The organism is Arhodomonas aquaeolei DSM 8974 (assembly GCF_000374645.1).
Classification (GTDB): Bacteria; Pseudomonadota; Gammaproteobacteria; order Nitrococcales; family Nitrococcaceae; genus Arhodomonas; species Arhodomonas aquaeolei.
This window is the reverse complement of sequence record NZ_KB894801.1, coordinates 303,347-323,419: the sequence shown is the minus strand read 5'-3', so window position 1 is coordinate 323,419 and position 20,073 is coordinate 303,347. Positions and strand designations below refer to the sequence as shown.

Sequence of the window (20,073 nt, the reverse complement as noted above, 5' to 3'; positions counted from 1 at the left end):
GCGGGCCGGGCCGAGCGCCCGGTCCGCCGTGGAGAGGTCCATGCTGTCCCTTCTGCAGGCCGTCGAGCGCGGCCTGGACGCCGTGATCCGCCCGGCCGCCTTCCTGGCCCTGGCCGGCATGATCGTGGTCACCACCCTCCAGATCGTCTTCCGTGTCGCCTTCGACGCGATCAGCTGGTCGGAGGAGCTGGCGCGTTACCTGCTCGTGTGGACCACGTTCCTGGGGGCCACGCTTGCCTACCAGCGGGGGCGCCACATCGCCGTCACGGTCCTGGTGGACCGGCTGCCGCGAACCCTGGCGCGGTGCGCCCGGGCGTTCGCCCACGCGGCGTCGGTGACGTTCTTCGCGGTGGTGGTCGTGGCCGGGTGGCGGTACATGGAGCTGCAGAGCTTTCAGGTCTCCGCCTCCCTGCGCATCCCCATGCCCTGGGTGTACGCCGTCATCCCCGGTTCCGCGGTGGTGATGGGGCTGTACGCGGCGGTGGACCTCGTCGAGACGCTGTTCGGCCGGGATGAGAGCGGCAGCGATACCGTGGGAGCGGGCTGATGGGGGCGCTGCTGTTCATCGCCTTCTTCGGGCTGCTCGTGCTCGGTGTCCCGGTGGCGGTGGCCATCGGTCTCGGGGCGGTGGTCGCGCTCACCGCCGACGGCGTCCCGCTGATGGTCGTGGTGCAGCGGATGTTCGCGGGCACCGACTCGTTTGCGCTGATCGCGGTGCCGTTCTTCATCCTCGCCGGCGACCTCATGGCCTCGGGCATGGTCAGCCGCAAGCTGGTCGATTTCGCCGATGCCCTGTTCGGCTTCGTGAAGGGCGGGCTGTCCATCGTCTCGGTGCTCGCGGGGATGTTCTTCGCCGCGATCTCCGGCTCGGGGGCGGCCACCACCGCGGCCGTGGGCTCGACCCTGATCCCGGAGCTCAAGCGCAAGGGCTACGAGGAGGCCCCGGCGGCGAGCCTGATCGCGGCGAGCGGCACCATCGGCGTGGTGATCCCGCCGTCGGTGCCGATGATCATCTACGCCGTGCTCGCCGACCAGTCGGTGGCGCGGCTGTTCCTCAACGGTTTCATCCCCGGCATCATCATGGGGCTCGGTCTCATGGCGATCGCGCTGGCCCAGGCCTACGACCGCAACTATCCGCGGGGCAGCGCGCTGTCGCTGGGTCACATCCTGCGTACCTTCCGCGACGCCTTCTGGGGGCTGCTCACGCCGGTAATCATCCTCGGCGGGATCTTCTCGGGCGTGTTCACGCCCAGCGAGGCGGCGGTGGTGGCGGTGAACTATGCGCTGCTGGTCTCGCTGTTCGTCTACCGCGACCTCACGCTGCGCGAGATCTACGCGCTGATGATCCGCTCGGTGCTCACCACCGGGGTGATCATGTTCGTGATCGCCACCTCGGCGGTGCTGAGCTGGACGCTTGCGAACTGGAATATCCCCACGCAGGTGGCGCAGTGGGTACTCGGGATCTCCTCCGAGCCGATGGTGATCCTGCTGCTGATCACGGCGGTGATCCTGGTCACCGGCGTGTTCGTGGAGACCGCGAGCGCGCTGATCATCCTCACGCCGGTACTGCTGCCGCTGGTCAAGGCGATGAACGTCGATCTCATCCACTTCGGGGTGATCATGGTCATGGGGCTGGGCATCGGGATGATCACACCACCGGTGGCGATCAATCTGTACGTGGCGTCCTCGATCACGGACCAGCCGCTGGAGCGCATCGCGCGGGCGGTGGTGCCGTACCTGGCGGTGCTGCTCGGGGTCCTGCTGCTGGTGGTCTATGGACCTGTCCTGCTGGGGCTGTCTGGCTGAACAGCCGGTTGTGGATGGTCCGGTAGTAAACTATATTTCAGATACTGGAATATAACGGATGTCTGCCGGGAGGGAGAACCCATGCGCCTTACCGCCACTCGCCTGTTCCCCGGGCACTCGCCGCTGTGGCGCGTGTTCTGGCTCTACGGGGTGATCCCGAGCAACGTGCTCTGGGCCATCACCCTGCTGATGCTCACGGGCGGCGCGCCGGGCGGGGCCCTCGCCGTCGCCTACGCCGTGCTGCTGGTCTACACGGGCTGGATCATCGCCGCCGTGTGGGCCAGCGCGGATAACGTGCGCAACGCCCGCTGGGGCGACATGGCCCGGCTGCTCACCGCCGCCTGGGCGCTGAACACGGTGCTGGTCGTTTTCTTCCTTGCCCTGGGGCCGCGGTGACGGCACCGGACATACGCCTCAAGCGTGCCCATGACCCGGTGGCCGACGACGACGGCTACCGGGTGCTCGTCGACCGGGTCTGGCCTCGCGGGATACGCCGGGCCGATCTCGCGCTGGACGAGTGGGCGCGCGATCTTGCCCCCTCCACGGACCTGCGGCGCTGGTTCGGCCACGATCCCGAGCGCTGGCCCGGCTTTCGCGAGCGCTACCGTGCAGAGCTCGGGAACGCGCCGGAGGCGTTGCGGGCCCTGGTGGAGCGCTGTGCGGCCGGTCGGATCACGCTCGTGTTCTCGGCCCGTGACCGGGAGCACAACCAGGCGGTCGCGCTTGCGGAGGTGCTCGCCGAGGAGTTCGCGGCCTGGTACGCGCCGGACGAGCCCGCCTCGCCGGTCTGCTATGCCGCGCAGTTCGAACGCGGCGGGGGTCCCGATACCTCTTCGCGCTGAGTGTCCGTACTTGCCCGCGGCCACGGCTTCTGCGGTAATCCGGGGGGCGATCGCTGCCACGGGGCCGGGGGCATGACTGCGCTGCTGGGGATCATCGGGGGGATCGTGCTGCTGGCACTGGGCGGCGAGTTCGTCGTGCGTGGCGCGCTCGCGCTGGCCCGCCGCACCGGGGTTTCGCCGTTGCTCGCCGGGCTGGTGATCGTCGGCTTCGGAACCTCCGCGCCCGAGTTCACCGTCTCCCTGGATGCCGCCCTCCAGGCCCGCCCCGACATCGCGCTCGCCAACGTGGTGGGCAGCAACATCGCCAACGTCCTGCTGATCCTCGGCATATGCGCGCTACTCGCGCCACTCGCGACGTCCCGCCGCGCCCTGTGGCGCGACGGCGTTGGCATGCTCGCCGCGAGCCTCGCGTTGCCGGTACTGTTGCTCGGTGGTGGTATCGGGCGGGGTGACGGTGCCGTGCTGGTCCTGGCGCTCCTGGGTTACCTGGCCTGGGCCTACGTGGCCGAGACCTACCACGGTGCCGCCTCGGCGGCGGTGCACCGTGACGAGGCCGCGTCGGTTCCGGCGCTGCGTGGAGGACGGGGGCGGGCGCTCGTTGCCCTGATCGGCGGGCTTGCGCTGCTCGTGGGCGGGGCGCGGCTGCTGGTGATCTCGGCGATCGCGTTGGCCCGGGCGCTCGACGTCCCCGAGGCGGTAATCGGCCTGACGGTCGTGGCGGTGGGGACCTCGCTGCCGGAGTTCGCCGTCTCCCTGCTCGCCACGCTCCGCGGACAGGCGGATGTGGCCGTGGGCAATATCCTCGGCAGCAACCTGTTCAACCTGCTGGGGATCCTGGGCGTTACCGCGCTGATCCATCCGCTGTCGGCGGCACCCCGGATCCTTGCGGTGGACCAGTGGGTGATGATCGCCGCTGCCGTGGCGGTGGTCGCCTTTCTCGCCACCCGGCTCGGGCTCGCCCGCTGGGAAGGGGCGTTGCTGCTTGCCGGCTACGCGGTGTACGTGTCCCTCGGCATGACCTGAGGCGGTCAGCGCGCGACGGCGCCGTCCCCGCGTCCGCTCCGGGTGGCGCCGGGGGAGCGTCCGAAGCGCCGGCGGTAGCAGCGCGCGAAGTGGGACGAGGACGAGAACCCGCAGGCGGAGGCGATCTCGAGGATGCTCAGCGTCGACTGGCGTAGCAGGTCGTGGGCCCGGTCGAGGCGCAGCTCCAGGTAGAACTGCCGCGGCGTCCGGTCGAAGTGGCGGCGGAACAGCCGCTCGAGCTGGCGCGGTGAGATGCCCGCGCTTTCGGCGATTTCCCGGGCGGGGAGCTGCTCGTCCAGGTGGGCGCGCATGATCTCCACGGCGCGCAGCAGCCGCGGATGGCGGATCCGGTGTTTGGCCTCCAGAGACATGCGCTGGGCGGCGTGGGCGGGGCGGATGCTCGGGTGGATGGCCTGCTCGGCGACCGCATTGGCGAGCGCCTCGCCATGGTCCCGGGCAATGAGCTCGAGCATCATGTCCAGGCCGGCGACCCCGCCGGAGCAGGTGAGCACGCCCTCGTCGGCCTCGTAGAGCTCGTTGGTGACGTGCAGCCGCGGGAATTCCTCGCGCAGGCTGTCGGCGTTCTCCCAGTGGATGGTGCACCGGCGGTCCTGCAGCAGTCCGGCCCGGGCGAGCAGCAGGGTGCCGGTGGAGGTCGCGCCCAGGGTGATGCCGGCACGGGCGAGCTGGCGCAGCCACTGGGTGATGTCGGGGCTCTCCACCGCGGCGGCGTCGTAGCCGGCGACCACGAACAGCGCGGACAGGCCCTCGCCGTCACCGAATCGCCGCGTGGGGCGGAAGAGCATCCCGTTGCTCGCCGTCACCGGGGCGTCACCCGGGCAGTACAGCGGCCATTCGTAGAGGTGCCGCCCGGAGAGGCGGTTGGCCATGCGCAACGGGTCGATCGCTGCGGCGAGTGAGATCATCGAGAACTGCGGCAGCAGCAGAAAGCCCATCTGGCGCGGGGCCGGTGCGCCCGCGTCCTGCGGTTCGGCGGTCTCCGTGTCGGTCGCGTTCATGGTGGGTTCCGGCCTGTCTCGGCGAGGGAGCGCCCCGATCCGCCGTGCCACGGCCGGATCGGGGCCCGCAGCCCCCAGTATGCCATCCGCGCGTGGGCGGTTCAGACGTGGCGGCCGAGCAGGGCCTCGTCGAAGGGGTACTTGGAGATCATCTCGACGCCGGTGTCGGTGATCAGCACTTCCTCCTCGAGCTTGACGCCCTCCGGGCCGTCCACCTCGCCGATGTAGCTCTCCACGCTCACGACCATGCCCGGCTCGAGCACCCCGTCGCCGGTGAAGCGGTCGAAGTCCACGGAGTGGGCCACCAGCGGCGTCTCGCCGTGCATGCCGACGCCGTGGATGATCGACGGGTAGCGCCGGTCGAGGAAGCGCTCGGGGATGCGCCAGGCGCGCTCGGCGATCTCGCGGTAGCTCATCCCCGGCTGGAGGATGTCGATGTTGTGGTGCACCTGCTCCCAGGCCATCTGGTAGAGGCTCTGCTGATAGCCGGAGGGGCGGCCGGGGCCGACGTGGAAGGTCCGCGAGAAGTCCGAGTAGTAACCGTTGCAGCCGATGGTGTCGGTGTCCAGGGCCACCAGCTCTCCGGGGCGGATCACGCGGTCGCTGGCCTCGTTGAACCACGGGTTGGTCCGCGGCCCGGAGGAGAGCAGCCGGGTCTCGATGAACTCGCCGCCGCCGCGGATCACCTCGCCGTACATGGAGGCGAACAGGTCGGTCTCGGTGACGCCGGGGTGGATGCCGCGTTCCACCGATGCCACGGCGGCCTCGCTCGCGGCCATCGACTGGGCCAGGCAGGCGATCTCCTCACGGGTCTTCAGCCGCCGGCAGTGCAGGGTGTCCTGCATGCAGTCGGCCACCTCCAGACCCTGGGCCTCGAGGTTGAGGGCGAGCAGGTGAGAGCAGCGGTCCAGCCCGACCCGGACGTTGCCGCGGCCGTGGGCGCGCACCAGGTCGGCGATCTCGCGGGCGAAGGGGTCGGCGCTGAGGTTGTCGCGCTGGTTCACCGCCGACCACACGACCTTGGAGGTGCGCGACTCGTCGATGGTCTCCAGCCAGGTGGAGACGTGGGCACTGCCCGGGTACTCGAACAGGATCACCGGGCCTTCCTGAGGCACGTAGATGTAGCGCGTGGAGTTGCGCAGAAAGTAGCCGAACATGTTGCGCGAGCCGGTGGCGTAGCGCTGGTTGTACGGGTCGAAGAGCACCACGGCGGCGTAGCCCTTCTCCGCCATCATCTCGCGCAGCCGGCGCAGGCGCCCGGCGCGCAGGGCGCGGGGCTCGAAGCTCATGGGCACGCTGTCGTAGTTGCCCACCGGGCCGGACGGGGTGAGCGGCCGACCGGTGTCGGGCAGATCGACGTGCGGGTGGGTCATGTCGTCCACGATGGCCTCCTGATCAGTCCGCGAGCTTGTCGCTGCGCTCCAGGCCCTCCTCGAGCTGGCGCTCGTGGATGGGGGCCATGCGCCCGAAGATGCGCTTGGCGCGCTCGGCGCGGCCGATGAACCCGGGCTCGCGGGCATAGCCGAAGATCACCGTGTGCCGCTCGACGTCGCCGTGCACGCGGGCGACGCGGTGCAGCGAGTAGCGGCCGTAGAAGATCTGCAGGTCGCCGGGCTCCAGCGACAGGGTCTTGATCGGGCTGCGATCGCCTTCGAGCACCCGCTGCACCCCCTCGAAGTTCTCGTCCTCTGGGTTGCGGATCTGCGGGCAGTACTCGAAGTCGCCGCCTTGCTCCGGCCGCTGGGTCATCATCGTGACAATGAATTCGTTGGTGTCGTAGTGCCACGGGTGCTGGCAGCCGTCGCGCAGCACGTTGATCACCAGCCCCGCGAGCGGGTCGGCGTACTCGTGGAGCTCCGGCTCGTCCATCGCCGCGGCGATGAAGCGCTGGAAGTCCGGGTTGTGGTAGACGCGGCGCACCGCGGTGTCCTGGGCGATCAGGTCGCCGGCGACGAAGCCGTTGGTGCGGTCGCCGAAGACGTTCTTGGGGTGGTTGTCCGGCAGCGCCGGATCGCCGTCGGAGTTGTACGGGTTGGTGTGGGTCTCGTTGTAGTGCGCCCGCGGGGCGAGCTCGCGGGTCTCGTCGCGGATCGCGGCCAGCGCCTCGGGGCGGATGAAGCCCTTGAGCACGACGCACCCGTCGTCGGCGAGCTGGGCACGGCAGCGCTCGATCAGCGCCTGACCGGCCTCGCCGTCCAGGTCGTGGATCGGGTGGCGCTCCAGGTCGATGATGGCGTCGATGCCGTCGGTCTGCTTCATCTGTTCTTTGGCGACACTCATGGGAGGTCCTCTCTCGTCCTCTGCAAGGATTCGTGAATCAGGCTAGGGATGGTGAATCGATAAGTGAAACGATTTAATTTAATATGTTCGATTGCGATATATCATTGATAGGGCGTTTCCGATGGACACTGAACTCCTTCGTGCCTTCATCGCGGTCGCCGAGAGTGGCGGTTTCAGCGCGGCCGGCAAGGGGCTGAACCGGACCCAGTCCGCGGTTAGCCTGCAGATCAAGCGCCTGGAAGAGCGCGTGGGGGAGGCGCTGTTCGAGCGCACTAGCCGCTCCGTGCGGCTGACCGAGGCCGGGGGCACCTTCCTGCCCTATGCCCGGCGTATCCTCCGGCTCCAGGAGGAGGCGGTGGGCGCGGTGGGCGAGGGTGCGGAGGCGTCGCAGCTGCGTTTCGGGCTCTCCGAGGAGCAGGCGCTCGCGTATCTCCCGGAGGTGCTCGCCGGCTTCACCCGCGCCCACCCGGAGCTCCACCTGGAGGTCATCTGCGAGATGAGTCCGGTGCTCATCCGGCGGCTGGAGGAGGGCGAGCTGGACCTCGCCCTGGCCGTGCGTCACCGCCATACCAAGACCGGCGAGGTGGTCGCCCGCGAGCCGCTGGTGTGGGTGGCCGCGGAGGGCTTCGTGCCGCCGGTGGGGGCGCCCCTGCCGATGGCGGTCAACCCGGAGGGCTGCACCTATCGTGCGCAGGCGTTCTCCGCGCTCAGCCGGGCGGGCTGGGACTGGCGGGTGGTGTACACCAGCCAGAGCCCGACGGGGATCAACCTGGCGGTGCAGGCCGGGCTCGCGGTGACGGTGAAGACCCCGCGTTCCGTGCCCGAGGGCTGCCGCATCCTCGATACGCGCCATGGCCTGCCGGCGCTGCCCCACGTGGATATCGAGCTGCACCGCGCCCCGGGTGTGCTGCCGGCGGCGACGGATGCGTTCGTGGACGCCCTGATGGGCTCGATCGCCCACACCGAGGGGGTGGAGACCGTGACCGCGCCGACCGCACCGGCGCGGTAGCGCTCCATCGTGGCGCCACGTGATCACGGTGCCTCCGTCAGGGCGCGAACCGCTGCAGCTCCCCCGTGCCGGCCCGGCGAGAGGCCCTGGATGGCCTCCGCCAGTGCGTTCGCCCGGGCGGCGCCGAGCACGGGGGCGGCGAGCCGGTGGAACTTGGCGTCGAGCTCGTCGTCGCCGAGCGGCCGCTCCCAGTCGCCGCGCGCCTCGCAGGGCACGCTCGCGATAACGGGGCCGTCCGTGCACTCGATCCGCACCGCGGCCCAGCGTTCCCGGGGGAAGCGGGCGTTGAGGTCCTCGCGTTCCGTCACCGCTACCCGTGCGGCGAGCGCACGGCGCGCCGGGTCATCCAGCGCGGCGTCGGCCACGTCGGCCGCCCCGATGCCGCCGCCAAGGGCACAGGCCACCGACCACGGCAGGCTGTACTGGGCCTCCTCGGTGGTGGCCGGGGCGGCCACCGCGAGGCGGCCCGCCTCGTGGAAGGTCTCCACGACGATGCGGCGGATGGCCGCGGGGTCCCCCGGGATCTCCCCGGCGATGCTGCGCACGGCCTCCACGGCGGGCTGGGCCCAGCGGCAGACCGGGTAGGCCTTGCGGTACTGCTCGCCGATGCGCCAGCGCTGGCCCAGGTCGTCCCAGATTTCCGACACTGCCGGGTCGTCGAGGGTTGCGGCCGGGGCGCCGGTGAAGCCCTCCCGCGCCAGGAAGGCCGCGCTCACGCCCGCCATCGCGCCAAAGGCCGAGCCGTCCTTGACCATGGTGGGGTGATCGATGCAGCGCATCATCTGGCTCCGCGGGCCGTAGAACTCCGCCGTGCCCAGGGCGTGGGCGGTGGCCGCGGTGTCGAGCCCGAGGGCCCGGGCCGCCACGGCGGCGACGCCGAGGGCGTTCCAGGCGCCGGAGGTGTGGTAGTCCGGGGCGGTGGCGTGCAGCGCGATGCCCGCCCGGGTGGCGATCTCGTAGCCCGCGGCGATACGGGTGAGCAGCTCGCCATCGTCGACGGCGGCGGCGTCCGGGAGGGCGAGGAGGCCGGGGACGAGGGCGGCGCCGACGTGGCCCTTGGTCAGCACCTGGCCGTCGTGGGCGTCCAGGGCGTCGGTGAGGGCGGCGCCGTGCAGCGCCGCGCCGACGGCGGACGCAGTGCCGGGGCTGAACAGCAGCGGTACGGCGCCGGGCATCTGGGCACGGGCGAACGCGGCGACGATGCCGCCCAGCCGCGTGCACGTCGCGCCGGCGGCCACGCCGAGGGTGTCGAGCAGGCAGCGCCGGGCCTCCGCGAGCGCGGCCTGCGGGAGGTCGCCCGGTCGCAGGCCGAGGGCCCAGCCGGCGATATCGTCGGTGCTCATCGGTCACCGTACTCCAGCAGCCGGCGCACCAGCGGGGTGTTGGCGTCGCGGTGCGTGGGCATGTCGTAGCGGGCGCGGGCGATGGCCTCGCGGTCCAGCTGCGCGGTCACCAGCGCCTCGCCGTCGTCGGCGGCGGCGAGGACCTCGCCGCGCGGGTCAAGGATCCGGCTGCCGCCCCAGAAGTGGCTGTCGCCTTCCGGGCCGTAGCGGTTGGCCATGATCACCGGCGTGGCATAGGTCATGGCGTAGAAGGTGATATTGGTCAGCCAGTTGCGCTCGTTGGAGAACGACTCGCTGACGATCCCGCTGGCGGAGTTTACCGGTGCGATGAGCACCTCCGGGCGTGCGAGCATGGCGGCGTGGACGAGCCCCGGGTTCCAGAGGTCGGCGCAGATCAGGGGGCTGCCGCGCCAGCCGCCGTCCAGCGCCACCTCGGTGAGCGCCCGCCCGGCGTGGAAGTGCTTGCCTTCCTCCAGGCCGCCGTAGGTCGGCAGGTTGAGCTTGCGGTGGACCGCGACCAGCTCGCCGTCACGCACGATCGCCAGGGCGTTGTAGTACTCGCCCGGCGAGGCCGCCTCGACGAAGCCGGCGGCCACCGTGATCCCGTTGGCGGCCTCGGCGAGCCGCGCCAGGCGGGGGTGGTCCCGGTGCATGGCCACCTCCGGTACGCGCCGCCCGAGGCCGTAACCGGTGAGCGAGAGCTCGGGGAAGACGAGCAGGCCGACGCCCCCGGCCCGTGCCCGGGCGATCCATTCCAGATGCCGGTCGAGGTTGGTGTCGGGCTCGCCGAGTGCGCAGTCGATCTGGGCCGCGCCGGCGAGGAGGGAGGTCTGTTCGGTCATGGTGCTCCGGCGTGGTGGCGGAATTGCAGGGTCGGTCTTCGCGGCGGACGAAGGCGGCGGACCGGCGGCCCGCCGCTGCGGCTGCGGACCTCACATGAGGTCGTGCTTGTTGAGGAAGTCCTCCGCGACCCGCTCGATGCTCTCCTTGTCGACGTCCACGCGGGCGTTCAGTGCCGCCATGGTGTCGTCGTCGAGTAGCGCGGACAGGGCGTTCATCTGCTCACGCAGCTTCGGGTTCGCCTCCAGGGTGTCCTTGCGCACCACCGGCGTGAGGGCATAGGAGGGGAAGTAGTTGCGGTCGTCGTTGAGCACGCGGAAGTTGAAGGCCGGGATGCGCCCGTCGGTGGCGAACACCAGGGCCACGTCCACCTCGCCCTCCTTGAGCGCGGAGTAGGTCAGCCCGGAGTTCATGCGCTTGATGTCGCCGCGCGGCACGCGGAAGCCGTAGGCGCGCATCATGGGCTTGAAGCCGTCCGGTCGCGCATAGAACTCGGCGTTCACGGCGATGGTGATCTCGTCGCCACCGTTGACCGCGTCGGCGAGGTCGGAGAGGGTCTCGATGCCGCGTTTCTCGGCGTCGTCCTCGCGCATGGCGAGCGCGTAGGTGTTGTTGGCGTCGGATGGCGCGAGCCAGACCAGACCCTTCTCGGCGTCGAGCTCCTTGACCCGCTCGTAGGTCTCCTCGGGCCCCAGGTCTTCCTCGACCTTGTTGTAGGTGATTAGCGAGGTGCCCGTGTACTCCCAGTAGAGGTCGACCTGGCCATTGGTCTGGGCCTTGCGCAGGACGGTGGAGCCCATGCCGTCGCGCTTGTCGACGTCGTAGCCCTGGGCGTCGAGGTACTGGGCGGTCATGGAGGCGAGCAGGAGCTGCTCGGTGAATCCCTTGCCGCCGACGACGATCTCGGCGGAGGCGTTGTTGCCGAGGGCGAGCAGCCCGGCGGCGACGGTGGCGGTAACGAGCTTGCGTAGCATGGTAGTTCTCCTGATTGGCTTCGGTCTCGTCAGGCGGGGTTTCGCAGCGGATTGACCCCCTTGGGAACGGTGAGGAACGCCACCGCGGCGACGACCATGTCGACCACCACGGCGAGGGCGGCCGTGGGGATCGCGCCGGCGAGCATCATCACGGGCCGGTCCAGGGCGATGCCGGTGAAGATCAGTTCGCCGAGCCCGCCGCCGCCGATGAGAAACGCCAGCGGCACGGTGCCGACGTTCACCGACAGCGCGATGCGGATGCCCGCGAAGATCACGAACAGCGCGTTGGGCAGCTCCACGCGGAAGAGCATCTGCGTGGCGCTCATCCCCATGCCGGCGGCGGCCTCCTTCATGTGCGGCGGCACCGCCTTGATCCCGGCGTAGGTGTTCCGGGCAATCGGCAGGATGGTGTAGACGAACAGCGCGAAGATCGCAGGGACGCGACCGATGCCGAGCAGCGTCATCGACAGCGCCAGCACCGCCAGGGTCGGGATGGTCTGGCCGATGTTGAGTACCTGCATCGCGGGTTCCGCCACGCGGGCGAAGCGCGGCCGGCTGAGGAGCACGCCCACGGGCACGGCGAAGGTGATCGCCAGTCCCCCTGAGATCAGCATCAGCTCGATGTGCTGGCCGAGCAGGTAGGTGATATCGCCGCGGTAGTAGAGGAACTCGTCGATGAACCCGCTGCCCTCGGTCCACACCCCGAGCAGGAACATCACCACCAGCGCGGTCCCGTAGAAGAGTCTCTGCGGTGACTGCAACAGCATGGCTTACTCCTGCGGCCGGTAGGTCGCGCCCAGGTAGCGGGTGATCCCGCGCTGGGTGAGGGTGCCCGCCAGGCGCCCGTCTTCGTCGACGCAGGCCAGCCAGGTCGTGTCGTGGGAGAACATCAGCGAGGCGACCTTGCGCAGGTCGTCGTCCAGGTGGGCGAGGGCATCCACGCCGTAATAGTGCTCGCCGCATTTGCCGCGGCGCGTCTCGGCGGTGGAGCGCATGACCATCCCCACCGGCTGGTGGTGCTCGTTCACCAGGGTGATGGCGTAGTGGTAGCCGCGCTCGTCCATGAGCTCGAGGGCCCGGCGGAGGTCATCGTCGTGGCGGACCACCGGTACGTCGTCCTCCATGACGTCGCGCACCCGGGCCAGCTGCATGCGCTTGAGGGCGCGGTCCTCGCCGAAAAAGCTCTCCACGAAGTCGTTCTTCGGATGGGCGAGGAGGTCGTCGGGGCGGTCGTACTGTACCAGCCGGCCGGCGCGGAAGATGGCGATGCGATCGCCCATCTTGATCGCCTCGTCGATGTCGTGGCTGACGAAGAGGATGGTCTTGTTCAGCTCCGATTGCATGCGCAGGAACTCGTCCTGGATCACCGCGCGGTTGATCGGGTCGATGGCGCCGAAGGGCTCGTCCATCAGCAGCACCGGCGGGTCTGCGGCGAGCGCGCGGATCACGCCCACGCGCTGCTGCTGGCCGCCGGAGAGCTCGCCGGGGTAGCGGCCCATGAACGCGGACGGGTCGAGGGCGACCATGTCCAGCAGCTCCCGCGCCCGCTCGCGGGTGCGCTTGCGGTCCCAGCCGAGCAGTCGCGGCACCACCGATATGTTCTCCTCGATGGTCATGTTCGGGAATAGCCCGATCTGCTGGATTACATAGCCGATGCTGCGGCGCAGGTCCGTGGTGTTCATGCCGGTGGTGTCCTCGTCGTTGATGGACACCCGGCCGGAGGTGGGCTCGATGATGCGGTTGATCATCTTGAGCGTGGTGGTCTTGCCGCAGCCGGAGGGGCCGAGGAGGATGCAGATCTCACCGTCCGGCACGTCCATGGTGATGTGGTCGGCGGCGGTTACCGGTCCCTCCGGCGTCTCGAAGACCTTGGTCAGATTCTCGATGCGGATCATTCGGCTCCCCTTGTCGTTGTTCAGCCCCCGGCGCGCTGCAGCCCGCGCGGCGTGAGCCGCCGCTGCAGGCCGAGCAGGCCGAAGTCGGCGGCGATCGCGAGCAGGCTCACGGCGACGGCGCCGACGATGAGCTGGCGCGGATCGGTCTGGCTGATGCCCCGGCTGATGAAGGTCCCCAGGCCCCCGGCCCCGATGTAGGTGGCGATGGCCATCACGCCGATGTTCATGACCACGGCGGTGCGCACGCCGGCCATGATCACCGGAACCGCCAGCGGGATTTCGACCATGCGCAGCCGCTGCATCGGACTCATGCCCACGCCCCGGGCCGCCTCGCGCAGGGCCGGGTCGACGTCGTTGATGGCGGTATAGGTGTTACGGATGATCGGCAGCTGCGAGTAGAGCAGTACGGCGATCACCGCCGGCACGTAGCCGATACCCTGGCCGATGGTCGAGAGGATCGGGATCATCACGCCGAACAGCGCGATGGACGGGACGGTGATTACCATGGAGGCGATGTAGAGCACGATGTTGGCGACGCGCTGACTCTGGGTAATGGCGATGCCGATCGGCACACCGGTGGCGACGGCCAGGCCGACGGCGACCGCCACGAGGGCGATGTGCTCGATCGTGCGGTTGACCAGCACGTCGACGTTGTCGGCGATGAAGGTGATGATGTCCAAGTATCGACCCCTCCGTTCACGCGGGTTGTCCACGGGGTGGGCGTATTCTTCCGCGGGCGGTTGCACGGGGGCCGCCGCGGGGCGCGCTTGTGCCGGCGCGTCTTCAGCGTGAACTCAGGTTAGCGGGGAGGGGCTGGGGATAATGCGACATATGCGCCACATAAGGATATGCAGCCGACATATATGGCACTTGACTCATGGACGGACGGAAATATCCATGATTTGAATCAACCCGAACCCGGATGAAATGGGTCCGGGTTGGGGCCGTTCAGTGGCCGAAGTAGTGGGCCACGTAGTCCTCGAAGGAGACGGTGTCGTCCGCTTCGATTGCCGCCTGCTCGGCGAGGGATTCCCGCGATGCCGCCTCGAAACGTTCGGCCAGCCCGGGGTCGAGCGGGGTGCTCTTGAAGGTGTGCTCGTGGGCGCGGGATACCCGCATGGCGAACTCGATGAAGTCCTCGTCGTGCTCGCGCATTTCCGCGAGCACCCGCGCGGAGGGGGTCAGCGCCGGGTCTTCGACGCGCCGCCGGTATTCCGCGAGGGCGGCGGTGTAAGGGGCGTCGGCGGTGTGGGCGTCGAGCATGCGTGCAGGCGCCGCCAGGGCGTCGAAGAGCTCGCGGGCCCAGTCCGTGAGGGTTACCTCGCTGCCGTCGCCGCGGTAGAGCACCAGCCCCGGCTCGCGGCCCTTGCGCGCCACCAGTCCCTGGTTGTGGTTGATCCGTCCCTGCTCGTGGGCGTCGATGGGGGGGCTGTCCTGGAGCAGGCAGAACAGCAGCAGCGTCTCCATGAACAGCAGCTGGGGCACGTCCACACCCACGGGCTCGAACGGGTTGAGGTCCAGTGCCCGGATCTCGACGTACTCCACGCCGGCGCGGCGCAGTGCCGTGGTGGGGCGCTCGCCGGAGTTCGCCACCGCCTTCGGGCGAACGAAGCTGTAGTACTCGTTCTCGATCTGGAGGATGTTGGTGTTGAGCTGGCGCCATTCGCCGTCGACATGGGTGCCGATGCGCGCGTACTCCGGATCCTCCGTGGAGATGGCGGCGGTGAGGTCGCGCACGTAGCTGTCGAGGTCGTTGTAGGAGACCGACAGCCCGGCCTGTGCCTTGTTCTTGTAGCCGATGTCGCTCATGCGCAGCGATGTGCCCCAGGGCTCGTAGAACGTGCCCTTGCCCATGGTCTCGAAGTGCAGGTTCTCCCCGTGGGTGAACGAGCGGCAGATCGCCGGCGAGGCGCCGAACAGGTAGGGCACCAGCCAGCCGTAGCGCTGGAAGTTGCGGATCAGTGCGAAGTAGGCGCCGGAGCGGTATTCCTTTGCCGGCCGGGTGTCACCGTCCGCGGCCTGCACGGCGGCCAGGAAGCCGTCGCTGAACGAGTAGTTGAAGTGGATGCCGGCAATGGCCTGCATGGCGCGGCCATAGCGCCAGTCGAGGCCGTGGCGGTAGACGTGCTTCATGCGCCCGACGTTGGAGCGGCCGTACTCGGCGATGGGGATGCTCGCCTCGCCGCCGACGATGCACGGCATGCTCGTCGCCCACAGCAGCTCGTCACCGATGTTGTGGTAGGTGAAACAGTGGACGTCGGTGAGAAAGGAAACAGTCTCCCGGGTCGTGGGATACGGCGGGGTAATGAACTCCAGCAGCGCCTCCGAGTAGTCCGTGGTAATCCACGGATGACACAGCGCCGAGCCCAGGGAGGCCGGATGGGAGGTCTGCGAGATGGTGCCGTCGCGGGTGACCCTCAGGCTTTCCTTCTCCAGCCCCTTGTGGCTGTCGCGAAGCATCAGGGGGGCGTCACCGTCGAGGAGTCGGCGGGCGCGGTCGTTAGAGCTGGCGTTCATGAGTGATCGGTATCCTCGCGGCCGTGTTCGGTGCGGGTGGCGCGGCGGTGTCATGGACGCCGCCGGCTACGGGTCATTCGCCGAGGTCGCCGCCGCCGTCTCCGAGGCGGATGCGCAGGCCGAGGTCGTTGCGCGAGTCGGCGTGCTCCAGCGCCGACTCGCGGGTGATCTGGCCTGCCTCGTAGAGGCGATAGAGGGATTCGTCGAAGGTCTGCATGCCGTCTTCGAGGCCCTGCTTCATCGCCTCCTTGAGCTCGTCGATTTCACCGCGCTCCAGGAGGTCTGAGACATATGGGGTGTTGAGCAGGATCTCAACGGCCGGCACACGCCCGCCCTCGCGGGCCGGGATGAGACGCTGGCTGACTATGGCGCAGAGGTGCTGCGAGAGGTCGTTGCGCAGCTGGTGGTGCGCCGTCTCCGGGAAGAAGTTGAGGATGCGGTCCAGGGTCTGATTGGCGTTGTTCGCGTGCAGCGTGGACAGGCACAGGTGGCCGGTCTCGGCATACGCGAGGGCGTGCGCCATGGTCTCGCGCTCGCGGATCTCGCCGATGAGGATGACGTCCGGCGAGCCGCGCATCGCGTTGGCCAGCGCGCGTTCGTAGGAGTGAGTGTCCAGCCCGATCTCGCGCTGGTCGATGATGCAGCGCTTGTGCTGGTAGAGATACTCGATGGGGTTCTCTACCGTAAGGATGTGGCCGGAGTGCTGGGTGTTGCGGTAGTCGATCAGCGAGGCGAGGGTGGTGGACTTGCCGGAGCCCGTCGCGCCGACCACCAGTACCAGCCCGCGGGGTTCGAGCACCAGCTCGCGCAGCCGCGTGGGCAGGTTCAGCGCCTCCAGGTCCGGGATCTCGTGGGTGATGAAGCGGATCACCATCGACACGGAGCCGCGCTGGCGGTAGATGTTCACGCGGAAGCGCCCGAGCCCCCGGGGCGAGTAGGCCAGGTTGATCTCGTATTCCCGCTCGAACTCCTCGCGCTGCGGCTCGGTCATCACCCAGTGCGCGAGCCGCTCGATCTCGTCGGCGGCCAGCTTGCGGTCCGGTTCGATTGCCCGGATGCGCCCGTCGATGCGGATCCCTACCGGCGCCCCGGCACTGAAGAACAGGTCCGAGGCGTTGTGCTTCGGCATCAGCTGCAGGTATCGGTCCAGCTCCATCCTCGTTTCCTTCGCCGCGGTCCGGCGGACTCCGTGCGCCCCGGCATCGGCGGCAAGCCTGGATTGCCGCGACATGATAGCGCCTCACGTGACGCGGGTCACAGCACTGCGGCACCTGCGGTGCCAAGCGGTCGCCGGGGCGCGGTCCCTGCCTGTGTGCCGCCGGTCCCGCCGCGGTCCCTCGCGTCGGGCGTCCCGGGGGTATTGGCGTGCGTTAGCGGTTCGGCGGGCGGCAATGCGCGTTCACACCGGCGCGGCCCGATGACGCAAAACGCGAGCAATGTCGTGGTGAGGCCACCCCCGGTCCCCCTGTGTATGCGGCGACACGACTGACGAGGATCAACCAAGGTCGTCCGGAGGTGTAATACGGACGATCAGGTTAGTATTCTTCCAAGTTGCGGCCCGCGTTGCGGACCGGATGGGGGATCTATCGGCGGGGCGTCGCGTACGTCTCCCGCCGGGGGCAGTAATGGCACTCGGCACGCCGGTGCGTGCAGGAGATACAACACCTTGTACAGGGAGCCGCGACGGCATGGCGCGTAGCGAGTGGCTTACGCGCGTCGAGGCGATGATGCGGGCACTGCCGGAGGCGGCGGTGCTCATCGACGGCGGGCACCGGGTACGTGGTCTCAATACGGCCGCGGCCGCGCTGTTCTGGGAGCGCCCCGGGGCGTTACGGGGTGCCGATATCCGCGCGCATCTGGGTACGAGCGACACCGGGGCCGCGGTGACCGACCTCACTGCCCTGGCGCCCGGCGATGTCACCGCCGGCGGGGGTGGGTCGGGCTGGCTGCTCGGTGCGCGCTGCCGCGACGGGAGTGAGCGCCCGGTGCGGGTCACGGTGTCGGGTTTCCACGAGGAGGCGGATGGCCGGCACTATTACTTCGTCATCCTGCGGCCGGTGCGGGCCACCGACGGTGAGCGAGGGCATGACCGGCGCTGGCCGGCGGTTTTCGAGGCGGTTCAGGATGCGGTGTTCCTGCTCTCCGCCGGGGAGGGCGAGGTCCTGGAGCTCAATCCCGCGGCCGGTGAGCTCATCGGTTATACCGCGGCGGAGGCGCAGGGCCTCGATTTCGCCGGGCTCGGCGCGGAGGGCTGCTGCGGTGGCCCGGCGACCTTCGGCAGGCGGCTCTCGGCGGCGGCCGAAGGCGCTCCCCAGCGCTTCGAGTGGCCCGCGCAGCGGCGTTCCGGCTCGGTCTGCTGGCTGGATGTCAGCCTCAGCGCGGTGGACCTGGACGGGACTGCGGCGGTGGCGGTGGTGGCGAGGGACGTAACCGAGCGCCGGCGTACCGACGTGCGGCTGCGTCAGGCCGCGCGGGTGCTGGCCTCGACCCGTGAGGGCGTGACCATCACCGATCCGGAGACCCGGATCCAGAGCGTCAACCGCGCGTTTACCGAGATCACCGGTTATTCGGAGGCGGAGGTGCGCGGGGCGACGCCCGCGATTCTCTCCTCCGGCCACCACGACCGCGAGTTCTACGACCGTATGTGGCAGGAGCTCGTCGATCATGACCAGTGGCAGGGCGAGATCTGGAACCGGCGCAAGTCCGGTGACATCTATCCGCAGTGGCTGACGATCACCGCGGTGCGCGACGGCGGCGGCGCGCTGATCAACTACGTCGGCGTGTTCTCCGATATCAGTCGCATCAAGCACTCCGAGGCGGAGCTGGAACAGCTCGCCCACTACGATCCGCTCACCGAGCTGCCCAATCGCCAGCTCCTGAACCTGCGACTCGAGCACGCCCTGAGCCGGGCCCGCCGCCATGGCCACCGGGTGGCGCTGCTCTATATCGACCCGGACGGCTTCGGCGTGGTGAACGACAGCTTCGGTTACGCGGCTGGCGATGAGGCACTGTGCGCGCTTGCCGAACGCGTGCGCTCGCGGCTGGGTAACGAGGACACGCTGGCCCGGCTCGGCGGCGACCAGTTCGCGGTGATGCTCGAGACGGCGCCCGGTACCGACGGCGTCGCGGTCATCGCCCAGAGCATCATCCAGTGCTTCGACGAGCCGATCCGGCTGTCCAGCGGTGAGCAGGTGCTCCTCGGGGTGAGCGTGGGCATCAGCATCTTCCCGGACGACCGGGTGGACGACGCCGGTACGCTCATCAGCAACGCCGATGCGGCCCTGCACCAGGCCAAGAACGAGGGGCGTCAGACCTACCGCTTCTACGCGGCACACCTGACCCGGAGCGCCCAGCGCCGGCTCGGCCTGCGCAGCGAGCTGCGCCGGGCCATCGACGAGCACGAGCTCGTTCTCCACTACCAGCCCATCGCCCGGGCGCGGGACGGTCGGGTGGTGGGCGCGGAGGCGCTGGTGCGATGGCATCATCCCAACGAGGGCCTGCTCGGGCCGGAGCAGTTCATACCGCTCGCGGAGGAGGCGGGACTGATCGAGTCGCTGGGCGACTGGGTACTCGACCACGCCTGCGGCCAGGCTGCGCGCTGGAACAGCGAGGGCCCGGCGCCGTTGTGGGTGTCGGTGAACCTTTCCGCCCATCAGGTTCACGCCAGCGGTATCGAACGTCGGGTGGGCGCCGCGCTCGCCGCATCGGGGCTGCCGCCGGACCGGCTGCACCTGGAGATCACCGAGACGGTACTGATGGGGTCGGGGGATGCGGTGAGCGCCACGCTCCAGCGGCTCAAGCGCCTGGGCGTTCACCTCTCACTGGACGACTTCGGTACCGGCTACTCGTCGCTCGCCTATCTCAAGCGCTTCGCCGTGGATACGCTCAAGGTCGACCGCGCCTTCGTTCAGGATCTGGAGCGCGATGACGACGATGCGCAGATCGTTTCGACGATCGCGGCCATGGCCCATAATCTCGGTCTGGAGGTAATCGCCGAGGGCGTGGAGACGCCCGGTCAGGCGGAGCACCTGCGCCGCCTGGGCTGCGATTACCTCCAGGGGTTCCTGCTTGCGAGACCGGCGCCCGCGGACGTGTTCGCGCAACGGCTGGCGGCGGCCGGCAGGGACGAATGGGACGAACAGCACGGCGCGTGAGGAGGCGAGCGTGGACGAACAGACCCGTACCGAGCTGGAGGCGGCGGCGTTCCGCCGGCTGGTGGCACACCTGCGCGAGCACACCGAGGTCCAGAACATCGACCTGATGAATCTTGCCGGTTTCTGCCGCAACTGCCTGTCCAAGTGGTATCTCGCCGCCGCGGAGGAACGCGGCGTCGGCATGGACTACGAGCAGGCGCGGGAGGACATCTACGGCATGCCCTACGAGGAGTGGAAGGCCCGCTACCAGACCTGACCGCCGTGACGCCGTCCGCGTGGCGGTGGCCCGGGGGAAGGGCGGGAGCCGTGGATCGGGCGCGGCCACGGACGGTGTGCGACGGGCACCGCGGCCGGGATCGGGATGTCGCACG

19 protein-coding genes are annotated in these 20,073 nt (G+C 69.4%); 8 read left to right on the top strand and 11 right to left on the bottom strand.

Annotation, left to right across the window (positions count from 1 at the left end):
* Nucleotides 1-40 precede the first annotated feature (40 nt).
* From C516_RS0103780 to C516_RS0103760, 5 genes are all read left to right on the top strand, one after another.
* Nucleotides 41-547 carry a TRAP transporter small permease gene (locus tag C516_RS0103780; RefSeq protein WP_018717036.1) on the top strand — a complete coding sequence of 169 codons (507 nt, stop codon included), beginning with the start codon at nt 41-43 and terminating at the stop codon, nt 545-547.
* A complete protein-coding gene (locus C516_RS0103775; RefSeq protein ID WP_018717035.1) occupies nt 547-1,806 on the top strand; it encodes a TRAP transporter large permease in 1,260 nt (419 codons plus the stop codon). The genes C516_RS0103780 and C516_RS0103775 overlap by 1 nt, the downstream gene beginning before the upstream one ends.
* An 81-nt stretch (nt 1,807-1,887) precedes the next feature.
* A complete protein-coding gene (locus tag C516_RS0103770) occupies nt 1,888-2,202 on the top strand; it encodes a hypothetical protein (protein WP_018717034.1) in 315 nt (104 codons plus the stop codon).
* A complete protein-coding gene (locus tag C516_RS0103765) occupies nt 2,199-2,648 on the top strand; it encodes a DUF488 domain-containing protein (protein WP_018717033.1) in 450 nt (149 codons plus the stop codon). Before C516_RS0103770 ends, C516_RS0103765 begins: the two co-directional genes overlap by 4 nt.
* 72 nt (nt 2,649-2,720) lie before the next feature.
* Entirely contained in the window at nt 2,721-3,671 is a 951-nt protein-coding gene (locus C516_RS0103760; protein ID WP_018717032.1) for a calcium/sodium antiporter, read from the top strand.
* Between the two features lie 5 nt (nt 3,672-3,676).
* Here C516_RS0103760 and C516_RS0103755 read toward each other — a convergent pair whose 3' ends face one another.
* From C516_RS0103755 to C516_RS0103745, 3 genes are all read right to left on the bottom strand, one after another.
* Complete coding sequence (locus C516_RS0103755) at nt 3,677-4,690, bottom strand: GlxA family transcriptional regulator (protein ID WP_018717031.1); 1,014 nt, start codon at nt 4,688-4,690, stop codon at nt 3,677-3,679.
* Between the two features lie 101 nt (nt 4,691-4,791).
* Nucleotides 4,792-6,063 carry a M24 family metallopeptidase gene (locus C516_RS0103750; RefSeq protein WP_040409210.1) on the bottom strand — a complete coding sequence of 424 codons (1,272 nt, stop codon included), beginning with the start codon at nt 6,061-6,063 and terminating at the stop codon, nt 4,792-4,794.
* Nucleotides 6,064-6,085: 22 nt separating this feature from the next.
* Entirely contained in the window at nt 6,086-6,970 is an 885-nt protein-coding gene (locus C516_RS0103745) for a HalD/BesD family halogenase (protein WP_018717029.1), read from the bottom strand.
* Between the two features lie 121 nt (nt 6,971-7,091).
* Here C516_RS0103745 and C516_RS0103740 point away from each other — a divergent pair, with 121 nt between their 5' ends.
* A complete protein-coding gene (locus C516_RS0103740; protein ID WP_018717028.1) occupies nt 7,092-7,979 on the top strand; it encodes a LysR substrate-binding domain-containing protein in 888 nt (295 codons plus the stop codon).
* Nucleotides 7,980-8,002: 23 nt separating this feature from the next.
* Here the strand turns inward: C516_RS0103740 and C516_RS0103735 are convergent, their stop codons facing one another.
* The 8 genes from C516_RS0103735 to C516_RS0103700 all read right to left on the bottom strand — a co-directional run bounded on the left by C516_RS0103735 (nt 8,003) and on the right by C516_RS0103700 (nt 16,704).
* Nucleotides 8,003-9,322 carry an MmgE/PrpD family protein gene (locus C516_RS0103735; protein WP_018717027.1) on the bottom strand — a complete coding sequence of 440 codons (1,320 nt, stop codon included), beginning with the start codon at nt 9,320-9,322 and terminating at the stop codon, nt 8,003-8,005.
* The gene (locus tag C516_RS0103730; RefSeq protein ID WP_018717026.1) at nt 9,319-10,164 is read right to left on the bottom strand and encodes a nitrilase-related carbon-nitrogen hydrolase; all 846 of its coding nucleotides are present in this window, start codon (nt 10,162-10,164) and stop codon (nt 9,319-9,321) included. Before C516_RS0103730 ends, C516_RS0103735 begins: the two co-directional genes overlap by 4 nt.
* Nucleotides 10,165-10,254: 90 nt before the next feature.
* Nucleotides 10,255-11,136, bottom strand: coding sequence for a glycine betaine ABC transporter substrate-binding protein (locus C516_RS0103725; RefSeq protein WP_018717025.1), 882 nt, complete (start codon nt 11,134-11,136; stop codon nt 10,255-10,257).
* Between the two features lie 29 nt (nt 11,137-11,165).
* On the bottom strand, nt 11,166-11,903 hold the full coding sequence (locus tag C516_RS0103720) for an ABC transporter permease (RefSeq protein WP_018717024.1): 738 nt from the start codon (nt 11,901-11,903) through the stop codon (nt 11,166-11,168).
* Between the two features lie 3 nt (nt 11,904-11,906).
* Nucleotides 11,907-13,031, bottom strand: coding sequence for an ABC transporter ATP-binding protein (locus tag C516_RS0103715; protein WP_018717023.1), 1,125 nt, complete (start codon nt 13,029-13,031; stop codon nt 11,907-11,909).
* A 20-nt stretch (nt 13,032-13,051) separates the two neighbouring features.
* Nucleotides 13,052-13,711 carry an ABC transporter permease gene (locus C516_RS0103710; RefSeq protein ID WP_018717022.1) on the bottom strand — a complete coding sequence of 220 codons (660 nt, stop codon included), beginning with the start codon at nt 13,709-13,711 and terminating at the stop codon, nt 13,052-13,054.
* Nucleotides 13,712-13,979: 268 nt separating this feature from the next.
* Entirely contained in the window at nt 13,980-15,548 is a 1,569-nt protein-coding gene (gene gshA, locus C516_RS0103705) for a glutamate--cysteine ligase (protein WP_018717021.1), read from the bottom strand.
* Between the two features lie 73 nt (nt 15,549-15,621).
* Entirely contained in the window at nt 15,622-16,704 is a 1,083-nt protein-coding gene (locus tag C516_RS0103700; RefSeq protein WP_018717020.1) for a PilT/PilU family type 4a pilus ATPase, read from the bottom strand.
* Between the two features lie 532 nt (nt 16,705-17,236).
* On the opposite strand from C516_RS0103700, the gene C516_RS18455 reads away from it, so the two are divergent.
* Together C516_RS18455 and C516_RS0103690 are read left to right on the top strand one after the other, a co-directional pair.
* The gene (locus C516_RS18455; protein ID WP_018717019.1) at nt 17,237-19,702 is read left to right on the top strand and encodes a sensor domain-containing protein; all 2,466 of its coding nucleotides are present in this window, start codon (nt 17,237-17,239) and stop codon (nt 19,700-19,702) included.
* A 10-nt stretch (nt 19,703-19,712) separates the two neighbouring features.
* On the top strand, nt 19,713-19,958 hold the full coding sequence (locus tag C516_RS0103690; RefSeq protein WP_018717018.1) for a DUF1244 domain-containing protein: 246 nt from the start codon (nt 19,713-19,715) through the stop codon (nt 19,956-19,958).
* The last annotated feature ends 115 nt before the right edge of the window (nt 19,959-20,073 follow it).

What these genes read in the sequence shown, in the direction of transcription:
- C516_RS0103780 (WP_018717036.1), top strand. Translation starts at nt 41, where the DNA reads ATGCTGTCCCTTCTGCAGGCCGTCGAGCGCGGCCTGGACGCCGTGATC.
- C516_RS0103775 (WP_018717035.1), top strand. Translation starts at nt 547, where the DNA reads ATGGGGGCGCTGCTGTTCATCGCCTTCTTCGGGCTGCTCGTGCTCGGT.
- C516_RS0103770 (WP_018717034.1), top strand. Translation starts at nt 1,888, where the DNA reads ATGCGCCTTACCGCCACTCGCCTGTTCCCCGGGCACTCGCCGCTGTGG.
- C516_RS0103760 (WP_018717032.1), top strand. Translation starts at nt 2,721, where the DNA reads ATGACTGCGCTGCTGGGGATCATCGGGGGGATCGTGCTGCTGGCACTG.
- C516_RS0103755 (WP_018717031.1), bottom strand. Translation starts at nt 4,690, where the DNA reads ATGAACGCGACCGACACGGAGACCGCCGAACCGCAGGACGCGGGCGCA.
- C516_RS0103750 (WP_040409210.1), bottom strand. Translation starts at nt 6,063, where the DNA reads ATGACCCACCCGCACGTCGATCTGCCCGACACCGGTCGGCCGCTCACC.
- C516_RS0103745 (WP_018717029.1), bottom strand. Translation starts at nt 6,970, where the DNA reads ATGAGTGTCGCCAAAGAACAGATGAAGCAGACCGACGGCATCGACGCC.
- C516_RS0103740 (WP_018717028.1), top strand. Translation starts at nt 7,092, where the DNA reads ATGGACACTGAACTCCTTCGTGCCTTCATCGCGGTCGCCGAGAGTGGC.
- C516_RS0103735 (WP_018717027.1), bottom strand. Translation starts at nt 9,322, where the DNA reads ATGAGCACCGACGATATCGCCGGCTGGGCCCTCGGCCTGCGACCGGGC.
- C516_RS0103730 (WP_018717026.1), bottom strand. Translation starts at nt 10,164, where the DNA reads ATGACCGAACAGACCTCCCTCCTCGCCGGCGCGGCCCAGATCGACTGC.
- C516_RS0103725 (WP_018717025.1), bottom strand. Translation starts at nt 11,136, where the DNA reads ATGCTACGCAAGCTCGTTACCGCCACCGTCGCCGCCGGGCTGCTCGCC.
- C516_RS0103720 (WP_018717024.1), bottom strand. Translation starts at nt 11,903, where the DNA reads ATGCTGTTGCAGTCACCGCAGAGACTCTTCTACGGGACCGCGCTGGTG.
- C516_RS0103715 (WP_018717023.1), bottom strand. Translation starts at nt 13,031, where the DNA reads ATGATCCGCATCGAGAATCTGACCAAGGTCTTCGAGACGCCGGAGGGA.
- gshA (WP_018717021.1), bottom strand. Translation starts at nt 15,548, where the DNA reads ATGAACGCCAGCTCTAACGACCGCGCCCGCCGACTCCTCGACGGTGAC.
- C516_RS0103700 (WP_018717020.1), bottom strand. Translation starts at nt 16,704, where the DNA reads ATGGAGCTGGACCGATACCTGCAGCTGATGCCGAAGCACAACGCCTCG.
- C516_RS18455 (WP_018717019.1), top strand. Translation starts at nt 17,237, where the DNA reads ATGGCGCGTAGCGAGTGGCTTACGCGCGTCGAGGCGATGATGCGGGCA.